The organism is Enterobacter sp. R4-368 (assembly GCF_000410515.1).
In the GTDB taxonomy this organism is placed as follows: domain Bacteria; phylum Pseudomonadota; class Gammaproteobacteria; order Enterobacterales; family Enterobacteriaceae; genus Kosakonia.
The window spans coordinates 2635954-2649923 of sequence record NC_021500.1; the positions used below are offsets into that span (position 1 = coordinate 2635954).

General features: G+C 55.4%; 12 protein-coding genes. 6 read left to right on the forward strand and 6 right to left on the reverse strand.

The window, feature by feature from the left end; all coding sequences use genetic code 11:
• Positions 1–6: 6 nt before the first annotated feature.
• A complete protein-coding gene (gene feoC / locus H650_RS12480) occupies positions 7–246 on the forward strand; it encodes a [Fe-S]-dependent transcriptional repressor FeoC (protein WP_020455557.1) in 240 nt (79 codons plus the stop codon).
• Here the strand turns inward: feoC and bioH are convergent.
• Positions 243–1016: a pimeloyl-ACP methyl ester esterase BioH gene (gene bioH, locus H650_RS12485; RefSeq protein ID WP_020455558.1), complete on the reverse strand. Its 774-nt coding sequence runs from the start codon at positions 1014–1016 to the stop codon at positions 243–245. The two genes, feoC and bioH, sit on opposite strands and share 4 nt — an antisense overlap.
• 38 nt (positions 1017–1054) lie before the next feature.
• On the opposite strand from bioH, the gene gntX reads away from it, so the two are divergent.
• From gntX to gntT, 4 genes are all read left to right on the forward strand, one after another.
• Positions 1055–1738, forward strand: a complete 684-nt coding sequence (gene gntX / locus H650_RS12490) for a DNA utilization protein GntX (RefSeq protein ID WP_044489512.1) — start codon at positions 1055–1057, stop codon at positions 1736–1738.
• A 58-nt stretch (positions 1739–1796) separates the two neighbouring features.
• On the forward strand, positions 1797–2372 hold the full coding sequence (gene nfuA / locus H650_RS12495) for a Fe-S biogenesis protein NfuA (RefSeq protein WP_017459535.1): 576 nt from the start codon (positions 1797–1799) through the stop codon (positions 2370–2372).
• Positions 2373–2506: 134 nt separating this feature from the next.
• A complete protein-coding gene (locus H650_RS25750; protein WP_147271695.1) occupies positions 2507–2728 on the forward strand; it encodes a hypothetical protein in 222 nt (73 codons plus the stop codon).
• A 3-nt stretch (positions 2729–2731) separates the two neighbouring features.
• A complete protein-coding gene (gene gntT / locus H650_RS12500) occupies positions 2732–4048 on the forward strand; it encodes a gluconate transporter (protein ID WP_020455560.1) in 1317 nt (438 codons plus the stop codon).
• A gap of 43 nt (positions 4049–4091) precedes the next feature.
• On the opposite strand, the gene malQ is transcribed toward gntT, so the two are convergent.
• Both malQ and malP read right to left on the reverse strand, forming a co-directional pair.
• The gene (gene malQ, locus H650_RS12505; RefSeq protein ID WP_020455561.1) at positions 4092–6182 is read right to left on the reverse strand and encodes a 4-alpha-glucanotransferase; all 2091 of its coding nucleotides are present in this window, start codon (positions 6180–6182) and stop codon (positions 4092–4094) included.
• 9 nt (positions 6183–6191) lie between these two features.
• Positions 6192–8585, reverse strand: a complete 2394-nt coding sequence (gene malP, locus H650_RS12510) for a maltodextrin phosphorylase (protein WP_020455562.1) — start codon at positions 8583–8585, stop codon at positions 6192–6194.
• A gap of 605 nt (positions 8586–9190) precedes the next feature.
• On the opposite strand from malP, the gene malT reads away from it, so the two are divergent.
• Positions 9191–11896 carry an HTH-type transcriptional regulator MalT gene (malT, locus tag H650_RS12515; protein WP_020455564.1) on the forward strand — a complete coding sequence of 902 codons (2706 nt, stop codon included), beginning with the start codon at positions 9191–9193 and terminating at the stop codon, positions 11894–11896.
• A gap of 18 nt (positions 11897–11914) precedes the next feature.
• On the opposite strand, the gene H650_RS12520 is transcribed toward malT, so the two are convergent.
• Genes H650_RS12520 through glpE form a run of 3 tightly spaced genes read right to left on the reverse strand, consistent with a single transcriptional unit; the run spans position 11915 to position 13909 of the window.
• Entirely contained in the window at positions 11915–12673 is a 759-nt protein-coding gene (locus H650_RS12520; RefSeq protein ID WP_017459542.1) for a DeoR/GlpR family transcriptional regulator, read from the reverse strand.
• A gap of 17 nt (positions 12674–12690) precedes the next feature.
• Positions 12691–13521, reverse strand: a complete 831-nt coding sequence (gene glpG / locus H650_RS12525; protein ID WP_020455565.1) for a rhomboid family intramembrane serine protease GlpG — start codon at positions 13519–13521, stop codon at positions 12691–12693.
• Between the two features lie 58 nt (positions 13522–13579).
• Positions 13580–13909, reverse strand: coding sequence for a thiosulfate sulfurtransferase GlpE (gene glpE / locus H650_RS12530; RefSeq protein ID WP_020455566.1), 330 nt, complete (start codon positions 13907–13909; stop codon positions 13580–13582).
• Positions 13910–13970: the final 61 nt, after the last annotated feature.

Sequence of the window (13970 nt, forward strand, 5' to 3'; positions counted from 1 at the left end):
ACAACGATGGCGTCGTTAATTGAAGTGCGTGATTTGTTGGCATTGCAAGGCCGGATGGAGGCTCAGCAACTGAGCGCCGCGCTGCATACGCCGCGCGCGATGATCGACGCCATGCTCGCTCGCATGGAAGCCATGGGTAAAGCCGTGCGTATTCAGGAAGAGGCTACCGGTTGTTTAACCGGTAGCTGCAAGCAGTGCCCGGAAGGGAAAAGCGCCTGCTCTCGCGAGTGGTGGGCGCTGCGTTAAACAAGCCTGGCTTTCAGCGCCAGCAACGCCTCGCAGAACGCGGCAGGATGGGAAACAAACGGCGCATGTGCCGCTTTCGGGAAAATCAACGACTCGCTCTGCGGCCACATATCATCCAGTAACGGAACGATTTTACGCGGCACCAGTCCGTCAAGACGGCCATACATACGTAAAAACGGCAGCGTCAGTCCACTCAGTGCTTCGCGTAAATCTACCGTTTTTAAAATCTCCAGCCCGCCGTTCAGCACTTCCGTTGGCGGCATCGGAAGCGACAACACCGCGTTTTTCAGCTCGCGCGCATCCTGCCTTGCAGTTTCGGTGCCGAGCGTCTGCAATGCCAGGAAACGCTCAACGGTACGCTGAAAATCCTCACTCAATTGGTGTTGAAAACCGGCCAGCACCTCAGGCTTGATACCCGCCCAATCGCCCTGCGCGCTAAAACAGGGCGATGAAGCAACCGTAACCAACGCACTGACGCGTTCAGGTGATTGCAACGCAATCTGGCTCGCCACCAGCCCGCCCAGGCTCCAGCCCAGCCATATCGCCTTTTTTGGCGCGTGAGATAACACGATATCCGCCATCTGTTGCAGCGCCAGCGCGCCAAACCCTTCACTTCTGCCATAGCCCGGCAGATCCACTAAATGCAGCGTAAATTGCGAACTCAGTTCCGGTGTAATGCAATCCCAGACCTGCGCATTCAGCCCCCATCCGTGCAGCAGCACAAGATGACAATTTCCTTCGCCTTTGGTTTGCCACCAGATGTTCTTCATCAGCTATCGTTCTCTTCTTTCACACAAGGAGGTGGCACATGCTAACAGTGCCAGGCTTATGCTGGCTATGTCGAATGCCATTGATGCTGAGCCAGTGGGGAGTCTGTTCCGGCTGCACGCGCGCCATGGAAGTGCGCGAAAAAGTTTGCCCTTTGTGCGGTTTACCCGCCGCTCGCGACGACATTGCCTGCGGGCGCTGTCTGCAAAAACCGCCGCCCTGGCAGCGGCTGATTGCCGTCAGCCGTTATGCACCACCGCTTAGTCCGCTGGTGCAGCAGTTTAAATTTATGCCTCGCCCGGAAATCGCCCGCGCGCTGGCCCGTCTGCTGCTGTTAGCCGTATTAAACGCACGCCGCAGCGGAAACTGGCAGACGCCGGATATTATCCTCAGCGTACCGCTACATGCGCGTCGCCAGTGGCGCAGAGGCTTTAATCAAAGCGATCTCCTGTGCCGGGCGCTGGCGCATTGGTTGCAATGCCCATACTCTTCCGGCGCTCTACGCCGGGTGCGGGCAACGCCTGTGCAGCATCAACTCAATGCCCGTTTGCGCAAGGAGAACCTGAAAAATGCCTTTCGTCTTGAATTGCCCGTTGCCGGTCTCCATATCGTCGTGGTGGATGATGTCGTCACGACCGGCAGCACCGTTGCGGAAATCACCCGGCTGCTATTACGCAGCGGCGCAGCAACTGTTCAGGTCTGGTGCCTGTGTCGAACCTTGTAGACCCTCGATGATGGGCGTATTATAACCAAGTAAAATAGTCAACTATTAGGCCATTGCTATGATCCGTATTTCCGACGCTGCCCAAGCGCACTTTGTCAAACTGCTGGCAAATCAGGAAGAAGGGACACAAATCCGCGTATTTGTGATTAACCCAGGCACGCCCAACGCTGAGTGTGGCGTCTCTTATTGCCCGCCGGACGCGGTTGAAGCCACCGACACCGCGCTGAAATTTGAACAACTGATTGCCTATGTCGATGAGCTGAGCGCGCCGTATCTGGAAGATGCGGAAATCGATTTTGTCACCGACCAGTTGGGTTCCCAGCTGACGCTGAAAGCGCCGAACGCAAAAATGCGTAAAGTGTCCGACGACGCGCCGCTGATGGAGCGCGTTGAGTATTTGCTGCAGTCGCAAATCAACCCGCAGTTAGCCGGCCACGGCGGCCGTGTTTCGCTGATGGAGATCACCGATGAAGGCTACGCCATTCTGCAGTTTGGCGGCGGCTGTAACGGTTGCTCCATGGTCGACGTGACGCTGAAAGAGGGTATCGAAAAGCAGTTGCTGACCGAGTTCCCGGAACTGAAAGGTGTGCGCGATCTGACCGAACACCAGCGCGGCGAGCACTCTTACTACTAAGCCTGCTTTCTGCTGTAGATTGCCCGGCGGCGTTCTGCTTGCCGGGTCTACAACGTTAATCCTGTGTTACCCGTATCTCCCCGCCCACATTTCTCTTTTCATACCTGTTTAGTTTCCTGGCGTTAATATGACGCATGTCTCAGATCTTACATTTAGATCGCCAGAGTGATTCTCTTTTCGTGGATGTTACCCGTATCATTCCTGCCAGCACCGACAACTTAAAAAACATCCGACTACAATTTTTAGCAATGGATGTCAGCCGCAACGGTGCCGCAGCTCGCTCCTTCCTCTTTCGGGAATTTTCAGCGGCTGCCAGAAATACTGACGTTACCCATAACAAATTAAAGGCCAGGTAAATCATGCCATTAGTCATAGTCGCTATCGGTGTTGCTCTCTTACTCCTGTTAATGATCCGCTTCAAACTGAACGGATTTATCGCCCTAATCCTTGTGGCGCTCGCCGTGGGGATGATGCAGGGCATGCCGCTCGATGCCGTTATTAAATCCATTAAAAATGGTGTTGGCGGTACGCTCGGCAGCCTTGCGCTGATCATGGGTTTTGGTGCCATGCTCGGCAAACTGCTGGCGGACTGCGGCGGCGCACAGCGCATTGCCACCACGCTTATCGAAAAATTTGGTCGCCAGTACATTCAGTGGGCAGTGGTGCTGACCGGTTTTACCGTCGGTTTCGCGCTGTTTTATGAAGTCGGCTTCGTACTGCTGCTGCCGCTGGTGTTTACCATTGCGGCATCCGCACGTATTCCGCTGCTGTATGTGGGTGTGCCGATGGCGGCAGCGCTGTCAGTGACGCACGGTTTTCTGCCTCCACACCCGGGCCCAACAGCGATTGCGACCATTTTCCATGCGGATATGGGCAAAACGCTGCTCTACGGAACACTGCTCGGTATCCCAACCGTTATCCTTGCTGGCCCGGTCTATGCCCGTTTCCTGAAAAGCATTGATAAACCGATCCCGGATGGCCTCTACAACGCGAAAACCTTCACCGAAGAAGAGATGCCGGGCTTTGGCGTCAGCGTCTGGACATCGCTGGTACCGGTGATCCTGATGGCACTGCGCGCGGTAGCAGAAATGCTGCTGCCGAAAGGCCATGCGCTGCTGCCTTACGCTGAATTCTTCGGCGACCCGGTCATGGCAACCATGATTGCGGTGCTGATTGCGGTATTCACCTTCGGCCTGAACCGTGGCCGTTCGATGGACGACATCAACGAAACGCTGACCAGCTCCATCAAAATCATTGCCATGATGCTGCTGATCATCGGCGGTGGTGGTGCGTTCAAACAGGTTCTGGTTGATAGCGGCGTCGATAAATACATCGCTTCAATGATGCATTCCACCAATCTCTCCCCGCTGTTTATGGCGTGGTCAATTGCCGCAGTGCTGCGTATCGCGCTGGGTTCCGCCACCGTTGCGGCAATCACCGCAGGTGGTATTGCAGCGCCGTTGATTGCCACCACCGGCGTAAGCCCGGAGTTGATGGTGATTGCAGTCGGTTCCGGTAGCGTGATTTTCTCTCACGTTAACGATCCGGGTTTCTGGCTGTTCAAAGAGTATTTCAACCTGACCATCGGCGAGACCATGCGCTCCTGGTCGGCGCTGGAAACCATCATTTCCGTGTGCGGTCTGGTTGGCTGCCTGCTGTTGGGCATGGTGGTTTAATTCAGTCGCTGCACGTAAAAAGGCCCGGATAACCGGGCCTTTTTTATTTCCGCTTTGCCGCCGCTTTACGGCGTCGATCGAGGTCTTTTAATAACTTATTGACCTTTTTATCGGCAAACATCGCCTCCAGCGACACCGCCAGCTTCCGCCGCCAGTTTTTATACTGATAACTGGTGCCCGGAATATTCACCGGCCCGGCCATATCCAGCCAGTCTTCCGGTTGCAACCCCAACAGCGCGCTATTGCTGTCGGCGATATAACGCTGCATTCCACGGTTGAGTACCGACGTCATTGGCATACGCGACGCTTTATGTCCGGCCCGCTGCGGCAAACAACCGTACTGATGAAGCGCATCAAGCAGCCCCTGTTTCGCCAGTTCGCGATCCTGGTACAACCCGCGCAAAACCACTTCATCCGGATAGAGCCCCAGCGTTTTACCGAGCGTCAAATCGCCGCTTTCCCAGTAGCCACGCAGGGTAGGAAGATCGTGCGTTGTCGCCACCGCCATTGACTGTTGCGGGTACGCCTGCGGCGCGCGGAACGTTTTTTCATGATCGTTTTCGAAGTAGAGCACTTTGTAGGAGTACACACCGCTGCTGCGCAGTTTACCGACGATCTCCACCGGTACGGTTCCCAGATCTTCACCAATCACCATGCACTGATGACGCTGGCTTTCCAGCGCGAGAATGGCGAGCAGGTCATCGACCGGGTACTGCACATACGCGCCGTGATCCGCCGTTTCACCATACGGGATCCACCACAGACGCAGCATCGACATCACATGATCAATCCGCAGCGCACCGCAGTTTTTCATATTGGCACGCAGCAGATCGATAAATGGCGCATAAGCGCGGGCGTGGATCACATGCGGATCCATCGGCGGCAAGCCCCAGTTTTGCCCCAACGGGCCGAGAATATCCGGCGGCGCGCCAACGGATGCTTTCAGGCAATACAACTCGCGATCGCACCAGGTTTCTGCGCCACCTTCCGCCACACCCACGGCCAGGTCACGGTACAAACCAATCGGCATCGCGTAACCCTGGCTGGTTTGCCAGCATTCGGCGAACTGGGTGTAAGCCAGCCATTGCAGCCAGAGGTAGAAATTGACCTCATCCTCATGCTCTTTGCAGAACGCTTTCACCTGCGGGCTGTTCGTATTCTGATACCCTTCCGGCCACACCGGCCAGCCCCAGCGCAGCACATCTTCTTTCACCTGATTAGCGTGAATCGCATCGAACGCCGCCTGCCAGTAAAGGCTCTCGCCTTCCTGCTGCACAAAAAGCTGGAACGCCACAGCCTGTTCATCGCTCTGCGCACGCTGGCGAAAGCGCTGCCACGCCATGCGCAATGCCTCCAGTTTCAGCGCAGTGACGGTGGCGTAATCCACCCATTGTGCATCGCGGGCGGCCTGTAGCGTTTCGCGCGTGGTGGGTAAATTCCACCACGCCTGCGCCTCTTCGCTGTCGCGGAAATCCGCCACCGCATTGACATCGATATAGATAACATTCAACCAGCGGCGCGATGACGGGCTGTACGGGCTGGCGCTCTCCGGGTTCGCCGGATAGAGCGCATGAATCGGGTTAAGCCCGATAAACGCACCGCCACGGCTGGCCACCTCGCCGAGCATCTTTTTCAGATCGCCGAAATCGCCAATCCCCCAGTTACTCTCAGAACGCAGGGTGTAAAGCTGCACACAGGCACCCCACAGTTTCTTACCGTCGAGCAGCGCCTGAGGTTCATAACACCGCGCTGGCGCGATGATCACCCGGCACTGCCAGTGTTGATTTTTCTGCGTCACGCTCAGCGTGTGATAACCCAGTGCCAGGCCAGCAGGCAGCGGCAAATTCGCCCCACCGCGCACCTCGCCCTGGTACTGCTTGCCCGTTTCCGTGGTGAGTTGCCACTGGAAATCACCTTGACCAACAACCGGCAGCACCTTTTTCTTGCCATGGATAAACACCTGTACCACGGGCACCGGCGGCGCACTGGTCGCCACCGCAGGCGCCGGATGCATCGCATCCAGCAAACGCTGCTTGGTTTTCACGGTAATGGATTGCGGTTTACCGTGCGCATTGATGTAGTTCGGGCTGATCCCCGCCGCCAGCGCGGCCTGTTCCAGACGTTTACTCTCCATCACCCTTCCTTAGCGTTTCGCCTGCCAGATACGGGTTTGATAATCGCGAATCGAACGGTCGGAGCTGAACATACCGCAGCGCGCGGTGTTCAGGATCGCGGCACGCGTCCAGGCTTCCTGGTCACGGTAGAGCACATCGACACGTTTTTGCGCGGCTACGTAATCGGCGAAATCCGCCAGCACCAGATACGGGTCGCCGCCCTGCTTGCCGAGACTGTGCAACATCTGGTCGAAGGCGTGTTTATCGCCATCGCTGTATTTACCGCTTTCCAGCTCTTTCAGTACCGCATCAAGTTGCTTGTCTTTTTTGCGCCACTTCAGCGGGTCGTAACCTTTCGCTTTCAGCGCTTTCACCTGCTCAACGGTGTTACCGAAGATAAAGATATTCTCTTCGCCCACCTGTTCGGCAATCTCGACGTTGGCACCGTCCAGCGTACCGACGGTTAACGCGCCATTCAGCGCCAGCTTCATGTTGCCGGTGCCGGAGGCTTCTTTACCGGCCGTGGAGATCTGCTCGGAAACATCCGCCGCCGGAATCAATTTTTCCGCCGCCGATACACAATAATCCGGCAGGAAAACGACCTTCAGCTTGTCGCCAATGCTGGCGTCGTTATTAATCACTTCCGCCACTTTATTAATGGCATAGATAATGTTTTTCGCCAGGTAGTAACCCGGCGCGGCCTTCGCACCAAACAGGAACACGCGCGGTACGCGGTCAGCTTGCGGGTTTTCGCGGATCTCTTTATACAGCGCGATAATATGCAGCAAACCAAGATGCTGGCGTTTGTACTCATGCAAGCGCTTGATTTGGATATCAAACAGCGCGTGCGGATTGATTTCGATGCCGGTACGCGCTTTCACAAACGCCGCCAGTTGTTGTTTGTTGTGCTGTTTTATCTCGCGGTACTGTTTACGGAACGCCGCGTCGTCGGCGTATTTCTCCAGGTTAATCAACTGGTCGAGATCGTTGGCCCACTCTTTTTTCAGCGTCTTATCAAGCAACGCGGCCAACTGCGGGTTGCACTGTTTAATCCAGCGGCGCGGAGTGATGCCATTGGTGACGTTATGGAATTTGCCCGGCCACAACTGGTGGTATTCCGGGAACAGATCTTTTACCACCAGATCCGAGTGCAGCGCCGCAACGCCGTTGACCGCGAAACCGCCAACCACGCAGAGGTTCGCCATGCGGACTTGCTTGTGATGCACTACCGCAAGTTTTTCCCACACCGCTTTGTCGCCCGGCCAGGTTTTCTCGACCAGCACTTTAAATTTGTCGTTGATCTGCTTGATGATTTGCATATGGCGCGGCAGCAGCGCTTTCACCAGCGTTTCGTCCCAGCGCTCCAGCGCTTCCGGCATCAACGTATGGTTGGTATAGGCGAAAGTGCGGCTGGTGATCGCCCACGCATCATCCCAGCTCAGCTGATGTTCATCGATCAGCACACGCAGCAGCTCCGGTATGGCGATGGTCGGGTGCGTATCGTTGAGTTGAATGACTTCATAGTCCGGCAGTTGCGCCAGCTTGCGTCCGGCCAGGTGATGGCGGCGCAAAATATCGGCCACCGAGCAGGCACACTGGAAATATTGCTGCATCAGACGCAGCTTTTTGCCTGCCTGATGGTTGTCATTCGGGTAGAGCACTTTGGTAAGTTTTTCCGCATCAATACCCGTTTGTTCGGCACGCAGGAAATCACCATCGTTAAACTTAGTGAGATTAAACGGATGCGCGTGGGTCGCCTGCCACAGACGCAGCGGCTGAGTGACACCATTGCGATAACCGATAACCGGCAGATCCCAGGCTTCGCCTACAATCGTGAAAGCCGGTTGCCAGTGGCCTTCTTTGCTGACTTTCCCGCCAATGCCCACCTGCACATCTAATTGCTCGTTATGGCTAAACCACGGATAGCTACGGCGATGCCAGTCGTCCGGCGCTTCGTGTTGTTGCCCGTCAACAAAAGACTGGCGGAACAAGCCGTATTGATAGTTCAGACCGTAACCAGTGGCCGACTGACCAACGGTGGCCATCGAATCGAGGAAACAGGCCGCCAGGCGCCCTAAACCACCGTTGCCGAGCGCTGGATCGATCTCCTCTTCCAGCAGGTCGGTGAGGTTGATGTTGTGGTGTTGCAGCACCTCGCCAACGTCCTGATACCAGCCCAGATTCAACAAGTTGTTGCCGGTCAGGCGACCAATCAAAAACTCCATGGAGATATAGTTAACGTGGCGCTGATTTTTCGCCGTTTTCGGCGCGGGCTGCGCCGCCAGCAATTCTGCCAGCGCACCGCTGACCGCTTGCCACCACTGACGAGTTGTCATGTCGCTCGCGGCCTGAACCCCAAAACGCTGCCACTGGCGCGTAAGAGCCGTTTCAAATTCCGCTTTATTAAACGTTGGCTTTGACATAAAGAATCCGGGTCCTGTAATGAAGTAAATCGACGTTTGCGCTAGTGTGCCTGGCTCAACAGGTGACTTCCTCATCCTGCCAGGGATTAGCCGGGGAGGAGTAGCGGGGATGAGCGAAAAGTGTGATCGCCGCCACCTAAAGGTAGCGTCTTTTTTGAACATTACTCAATCAAAAAAGCAGCAACAGAAGATGAGAAATTCCGCATGCGGGCAGGAAAAATGAAATGTCGTTTCGGAGAGAATAACTATTGCTGACCGGTGAAAATTTAGCGAAATAATATTTCGCTGAGCGGAATTGTTCGTTTTTTGCTATTTGTGCGTTTATGTCAGCCAATGTCTTAATATTTCTAATAAAGACCTTATAGTTGCCAATAGTATTTAATAACCCGGTCTGCATCGCCCGCCAGTCCTGGCTCCCCCTCTTTTGCCATTATTGTGCTTTCTTTATTCACGACATAAATAGAAATGTGACATGGTGCAAATTCACAATCGCCAGATTCGGACATAACTTGCAATATTTCTTCATCTGGCCGACCTTATTACTATTAATTACGAAGCGCAAAAAAAATCGTCCCCTCCGTTTTTCGCACAGTGAAGTGATAACTATGTTGATTCCGTCCAAATTAAGTCGCCCGGTTCGTCTCGACCACACGGTGGTGCGGGAACGGCTGCTGGCTAAACTTTCCGGCGCCAACAATTATCGGCTTGCGCTGGTAACCAGCCCTGCGGGTTACGGCAAAACCACGCTCATTTCGCAGTGGGCGGCAGGTAAGAACGACGTTGGCTGGTATTCGCTGGATGAAGGAGACAACCAGCAAGAACGCTTTGCCAGTTATTTTATCGCCGCCGTCCAGCAGGCGACGGGCGGGCACTGCGTCAGCAGTGAAGTGATGGCGCAAAAGCGCCAGTACGCCAGCCTGCCGTCACTCTTTTCACAGCTGTTTATTGAGCTGACCGAATGGCAGCGCCCGTTGTATCTGGTGATTGATGATTACCACCTCGTCACCAACCCGGTCATTCACGATGCGATGCGCTTTTTCTTACGCCATCAGCCAGAAAACCTGACGCTGATTGTGCTGTCACGCAACTTGCCGCAGTTAGGCATCGCGAATCTTCGTGTGCGCGAGCAGTTGCTGGAAATTGGCAGCCACCAGCTTGCCTTTACCCACCAGGAAGCCAAACAGTTCTTTGACTGTCGCCTGACCTCCCCTATTGAAGCGGCAGAGAGCAGCCGCCTGTGCGACGACGTGGCCGGTTGGGCAACGGCGCTCCAGCTTATCGCGCTTTCCGCCCGGCAAAATCACAGCGCACCGCACCAGTCTGCGCGCCGTCTGGCGGGCATTAACGCCAGCCATCTTTCGGATTATCTGGTTGATGAAGTGCTGGATAATGTCGATGTTGATACCCGTCATTTCCTGCTGAAAAGCGCGCTGCTGCGTTCGATGAACGATGCGCTGATTGTGCGCGTGACCGGCGAAGAGAACGGGCAGATGCGGCTGGAAGAGATTGAGCGCCAGGGCCTGTTCCTGCAACGGATGGACGATTCCGGCGAATGGTTTAGCTACCATCCGCTGTTTGGCAACTTCCTGCGCCAGCGCTGCCAGTGGGAACTGGCGACAGAGTTACCGGATATTCACCGCGCGGCGGCGGAAAGCTGGATGGCGCAAGGCTTCCCGAGCGAAGCTATTCACCATGCGCTGGCGGCGGGCGATGGCATTATGCTGCGCGATATTCTGCTGCATCACGCCTGGGGGCTATTCAACCACAGCGAGCTGAGTGTGCTGGAAGAGTCGCTGAAAGCGCTGCCGTGGGAAAGCCTGCTGGAAAACCCTCGCCTGGTGCTGTTACAAGCCTGGCTGATGCAAAGCCAGCACCGCTACAGCGAAGTGAACACCCTGCTGGCGCGCGCCGAACAGGAGATGACCACGCAAATGGACGCCTCGCTGCATGGCGATTTCAACGCGTTGCGCGCGCAAGTCGCCATCAACGATGGTGATCCGGTGGAAGCCGAACGGCTGGCGATGGTGGCGCTCGAAGAGTTGCCGCTGGCAAATTACTACAGCCGCATTGTGGCCACCTCGGTTCACGGCGAAGTGCTGCACTGCAAAGGCGAGTTAACTAATTCGCTGTCGGTTATGCAGCAAACCGAGCAGATGGCGCGTCGCCACGATGTCTGGCACTACGCGTTGTGGAGCCTTATTCAGCAAAGCGAAATTCTGTTCGCCCAGGGCTTCCTGCAAGCGGCCTGGGAGATGCAAGAGAAGGCTTTCACGCTTATCCGTGAGCAGCATCTTGAACAACTGCCGATGCATGAATTTTTACTGCGCATCCGCGCGCAACTGTTGTGGGCGTGGGCGCGGCTGGACGAGTCCGAAGCGGCGGCACGCCAGGGTATGGAGGTGCTTTCCGCCCTGCAACCGCAGCAGCAGTTGCAGTGTCTGGCGTTGCTGGTGCAAAACTCGCTGGCGCGTGGCGATCTCGATAATGCCCGTAGTCACCTGCACCGGCTGGAAAACTTGCTCGGCAATGGTCAGTACCATAGCGACTGGGTGTCGAACGCCGACAAAGTGCGGGTGATCTACTGGCAAATGACCGGCGATAAAAAAGCGGCGGCTCAGTGGCTGCGCCAGACGCCTAAACCAGAATTTGCCAATAACCACTTCCTGCAAAGCCAGTGGCGTAATATTGCCCGCGCGCAGATCCTGCTTGGTGATTTCGACCCGGCTGAGATGGTGCTTGAAGAGCTAAACGAAAATGCGCGCAGTCTGCGTCTGATGAGTGATATCAACCGCAACCTGTTGCTGTTGAACCAGCTTTACTGGCAGGCGGGACGTAAAAATGATGCGCAGCGGGTGTTGCTGGAGGCCTTACAACTGGCTAACCGCACCGGATTTATCAGCCACTTCGTGATTGAAGGTGAAGCGATGGCGCAGCAGTTGCGTCAGTTAATTCAGCTCAACACGCTGCCGGAGCTGGATCAGCACCGCGCCCAGCGCATTCTGCGCGACATTAATCAGCATCATCGGCATAAATTCGCGCATTTTGACGAGAACTTTGTCGAACGGCTGCTAACTCACCCGGAAGTACCGGAATTGATCCGCACCAGCCCGCTGACCCAGCGCGAATGGCAGGTGCTGGGGCTGATTTATTCAGGCTACAGTAATGAACAGATTGCGGGCGAACTGGCTGTCGCGGCGACGACCATTAAAACCCATATCCGCAATCTCTATCAGAAACTCGGCGTCGCCCATCGCCAGGATGCGGTTCAGCATGCGCAGCAGTTGCTGAAGATCATGGGCTACGGAGTGTAAAAACCGCCGCAAGGCGGTTTAGCACAGCTCCAGTTGCACGTTGTTGCTGGTAATCACCTGCACCACGCTGGCGGGTGGCATGGTATCGGTGTAAACCGCGTCCACCATGCTAATACTGCCCATATTGACCATCGCGTTGCGGCCAAACTTCGAGTGATCCACCACCAGCATCACATGGCGCGAGTTTTCAATAATCGCCCGTTTGGTGCGCACTTCATGGTAATCAAACTCCAGCAATGAGCCATCGGCATCAATGCCGCTAATGCCGAGGATGCCGAAATCGAGGCGGAATTGAGAGATAAAATCGAGCGTCGCCTCGCCCACAATCCCGCCGTCCCGGCTGCGTAACTCACCGCCCGCCAGAATTACCCGGAAATCGTCTTTTTTCATTAATGTATTGGCGACGTTCAGGTTGTTGGTGACGATGCGTAAATCACTGTGGTTGAGCAGCGCATGGGCGACCGCTTCCGGCGTGGTGCCGATATCAATAAACAGCGTGGCGCCGTTGGGAATCTGTTCCGCCACTTTGCGGGCGATACGCTCTTTTTCCGCCGTTTGTGTCGCTTTGCGATCGTGCCAGGAGGTGTTTTCCGAGCTCGATGGCAGCGCCGCGCCGCCGTGATGACGCAAAATTTTATTTTGATCCGCCAGATCGTTCAGATCGCGGCGAATCGTTTGTGGACTAACGGAAAATTGCTCGACTAACTCTTCGGTACTGACGTATCCCTGCTGTTTAACCAGTTCAATAATTGCGTCATGACGCTGTGTTTGTTTCATGAATTGTCCCTGGATAATTATGTTCGTTTTCGCACATTTTTCGTGTCGACCAGCGCCATCGCCAGCCCAATCACCATCCCCGCCGTGTGCGCGCCGTTAGCAATCGCGAAACCGGTCAAACCAAACCACTCCGCCACCATCAGCACAACGGTGAAGATAAACAATCCGTTAGGTAACGCAATCTGCGATTCCGGGTCACGTAAACCGCGCAGCCAGACATAGCCAATCAGCGCATAAACCACGCCGGATAAGCCGCCAAACCACGGACCAGTAAGCTGGTGCTGCACAAAACCGCTCAATAAAGCGCTAATGAGGGTGATGACCACCAGTTTTCCGGTGCCCAGACGTTTTTCAACCACGCCGCCAAGATACCACCACCAGAAAAGGTTGAAGATGATATGCACCAGCGAAAAGTGCATTACCGCATGGGTAAAGTAGCGCCAGACTTCAAACTGCACGCTTGCGTCCCACGGCCAGGCAAGCCACATCATCACCGTTTGATCGCCGATGATGCTCATCATCACAAACACCACGATGCACAGCGCCGACATCAGCAACGTTAATGGCCCGCCGCGCTCACGCAGCGCCGCCCGCAGCGGAAAGCGGCGATAGTGTAAGCCGCTATCGATTTGCCCGGATTGCCAGCTCGCCGCCAGATAACGCGGGTCGCCGGGGTTTTCCATAAAACGCGCCAGTTCGCTGCGCACGCGCTCCGCCTGGCTTTCATCTGCCAGCCAGACATCGCTTTGCTGATGGTGTTGAAGGGTGAGGATCACACCCTGGGTCTGCATATAGTCAACAAACGCCTGGGCGACGCGAGGGTTGGAAAAAGAGGTAATCATCAACATGGCAGGCGTCGTTTAGTCCCTACAAAAAAAGACAGTATACCGAAGACGAGCGCAATGCCTACAGCGCGCCGTGCATCACTTCAGACGGAAAGTGGCGATGCCAAGCGTCGAAACCGCCGTCCACGCTGTAGACCTGATCGTAGCCCTGGTGCAATAAATATTGCGCAGCGCCTTTACTGCTGTTGCCGTGATAGCACATCACCATCACCGGCGTTTCGAAGTCGTTATCACGCATAAACGCGCCCAGCGTGTCGTTGGTGAGATGAAACGCGCCTGGCGTATGCCCCATCGCAAAGCTCTGCGGGTCGCGAATATCCACCAGCACGGCCTGCTGCTGGTGCAATTTTTGGTGGGCTTCTTCTACGTTAATACACTCAAAGTGATCCATGACGTTCTCTTAATTGACACAGTTAATGGCTATCCTGCCGTCAAGTGTACGTCGTGACAGC

Bases quoted from the DNA above. Each gene is read 5' to 3' on its own strand.
- nfuA (WP_017459535.1), top strand. From the start codon at position 1,797: ATGATCCGTATTTCCGACGCTGCCCAAGCGCACTTTGTCAAACTGCTG.
- glpG (WP_020455565.1), bottom strand. From the start codon at position 13,521: ATGTTGATGATTACCTCTTTTTCCAACCCTCGCGTCGCCCAGGCGTTT.
- glpE (WP_020455566.1), bottom strand. From the start codon at position 13,909: ATGGATCACTTTGAGTGTATTAACGTAGAAGAAGCCCACCAAAAATTG.
- feoC (WP_020455557.1), top strand. From the start codon at position 7: ATGGCGTCGTTAATTGAAGTGCGTGATTTGTTGGCATTGCAAGGCCGG.
- H650_RS25750 (WP_147271695.1), top strand. From the start codon at position 2,507: ATGTCTCAGATCTTACATTTAGATCGCCAGAGTGATTCTCTTTTCGTG.
- gntX (WP_044489512.1), top strand. From the start codon at position 1,055: ATGCTAACAGTGCCAGGCTTATGCTGGCTATGTCGAATGCCATTGATG.
- malQ (WP_020455561.1), bottom strand. From the start codon at position 6,182: ATGGAGAGTAAACGTCTGGAACAGGCCGCGCTGGCGGCGGGGATCAGC.
- H650_RS12520 (WP_017459542.1), bottom strand. From the start codon at position 12,673: ATGAAACAAACACAGCGTCATGACGCAATTATTGAACTGGTTAAACAG.
- malP (WP_020455562.1), bottom strand. From the start codon at position 8,585: ATGTCAAAGCCAACGTTTAATAAAGCGGAATTTGAAACGGCTCTTACG.
- gntT (WP_020455560.1), top strand. From the start codon at position 2,732: ATGCCATTAGTCATAGTCGCTATCGGTGTTGCTCTCTTACTCCTGTTA.
- malT (WP_020455564.1), top strand. From the start codon at position 9,191: ATGTTGATTCCGTCCAAATTAAGTCGCCCGGTTCGTCTCGACCACACG.
- bioH (WP_020455558.1), bottom strand. From the start codon at position 1,016: ATGAAGAACATCTGGTGGCAAACCAAAGGCGAAGGAAATTGTCATCTT.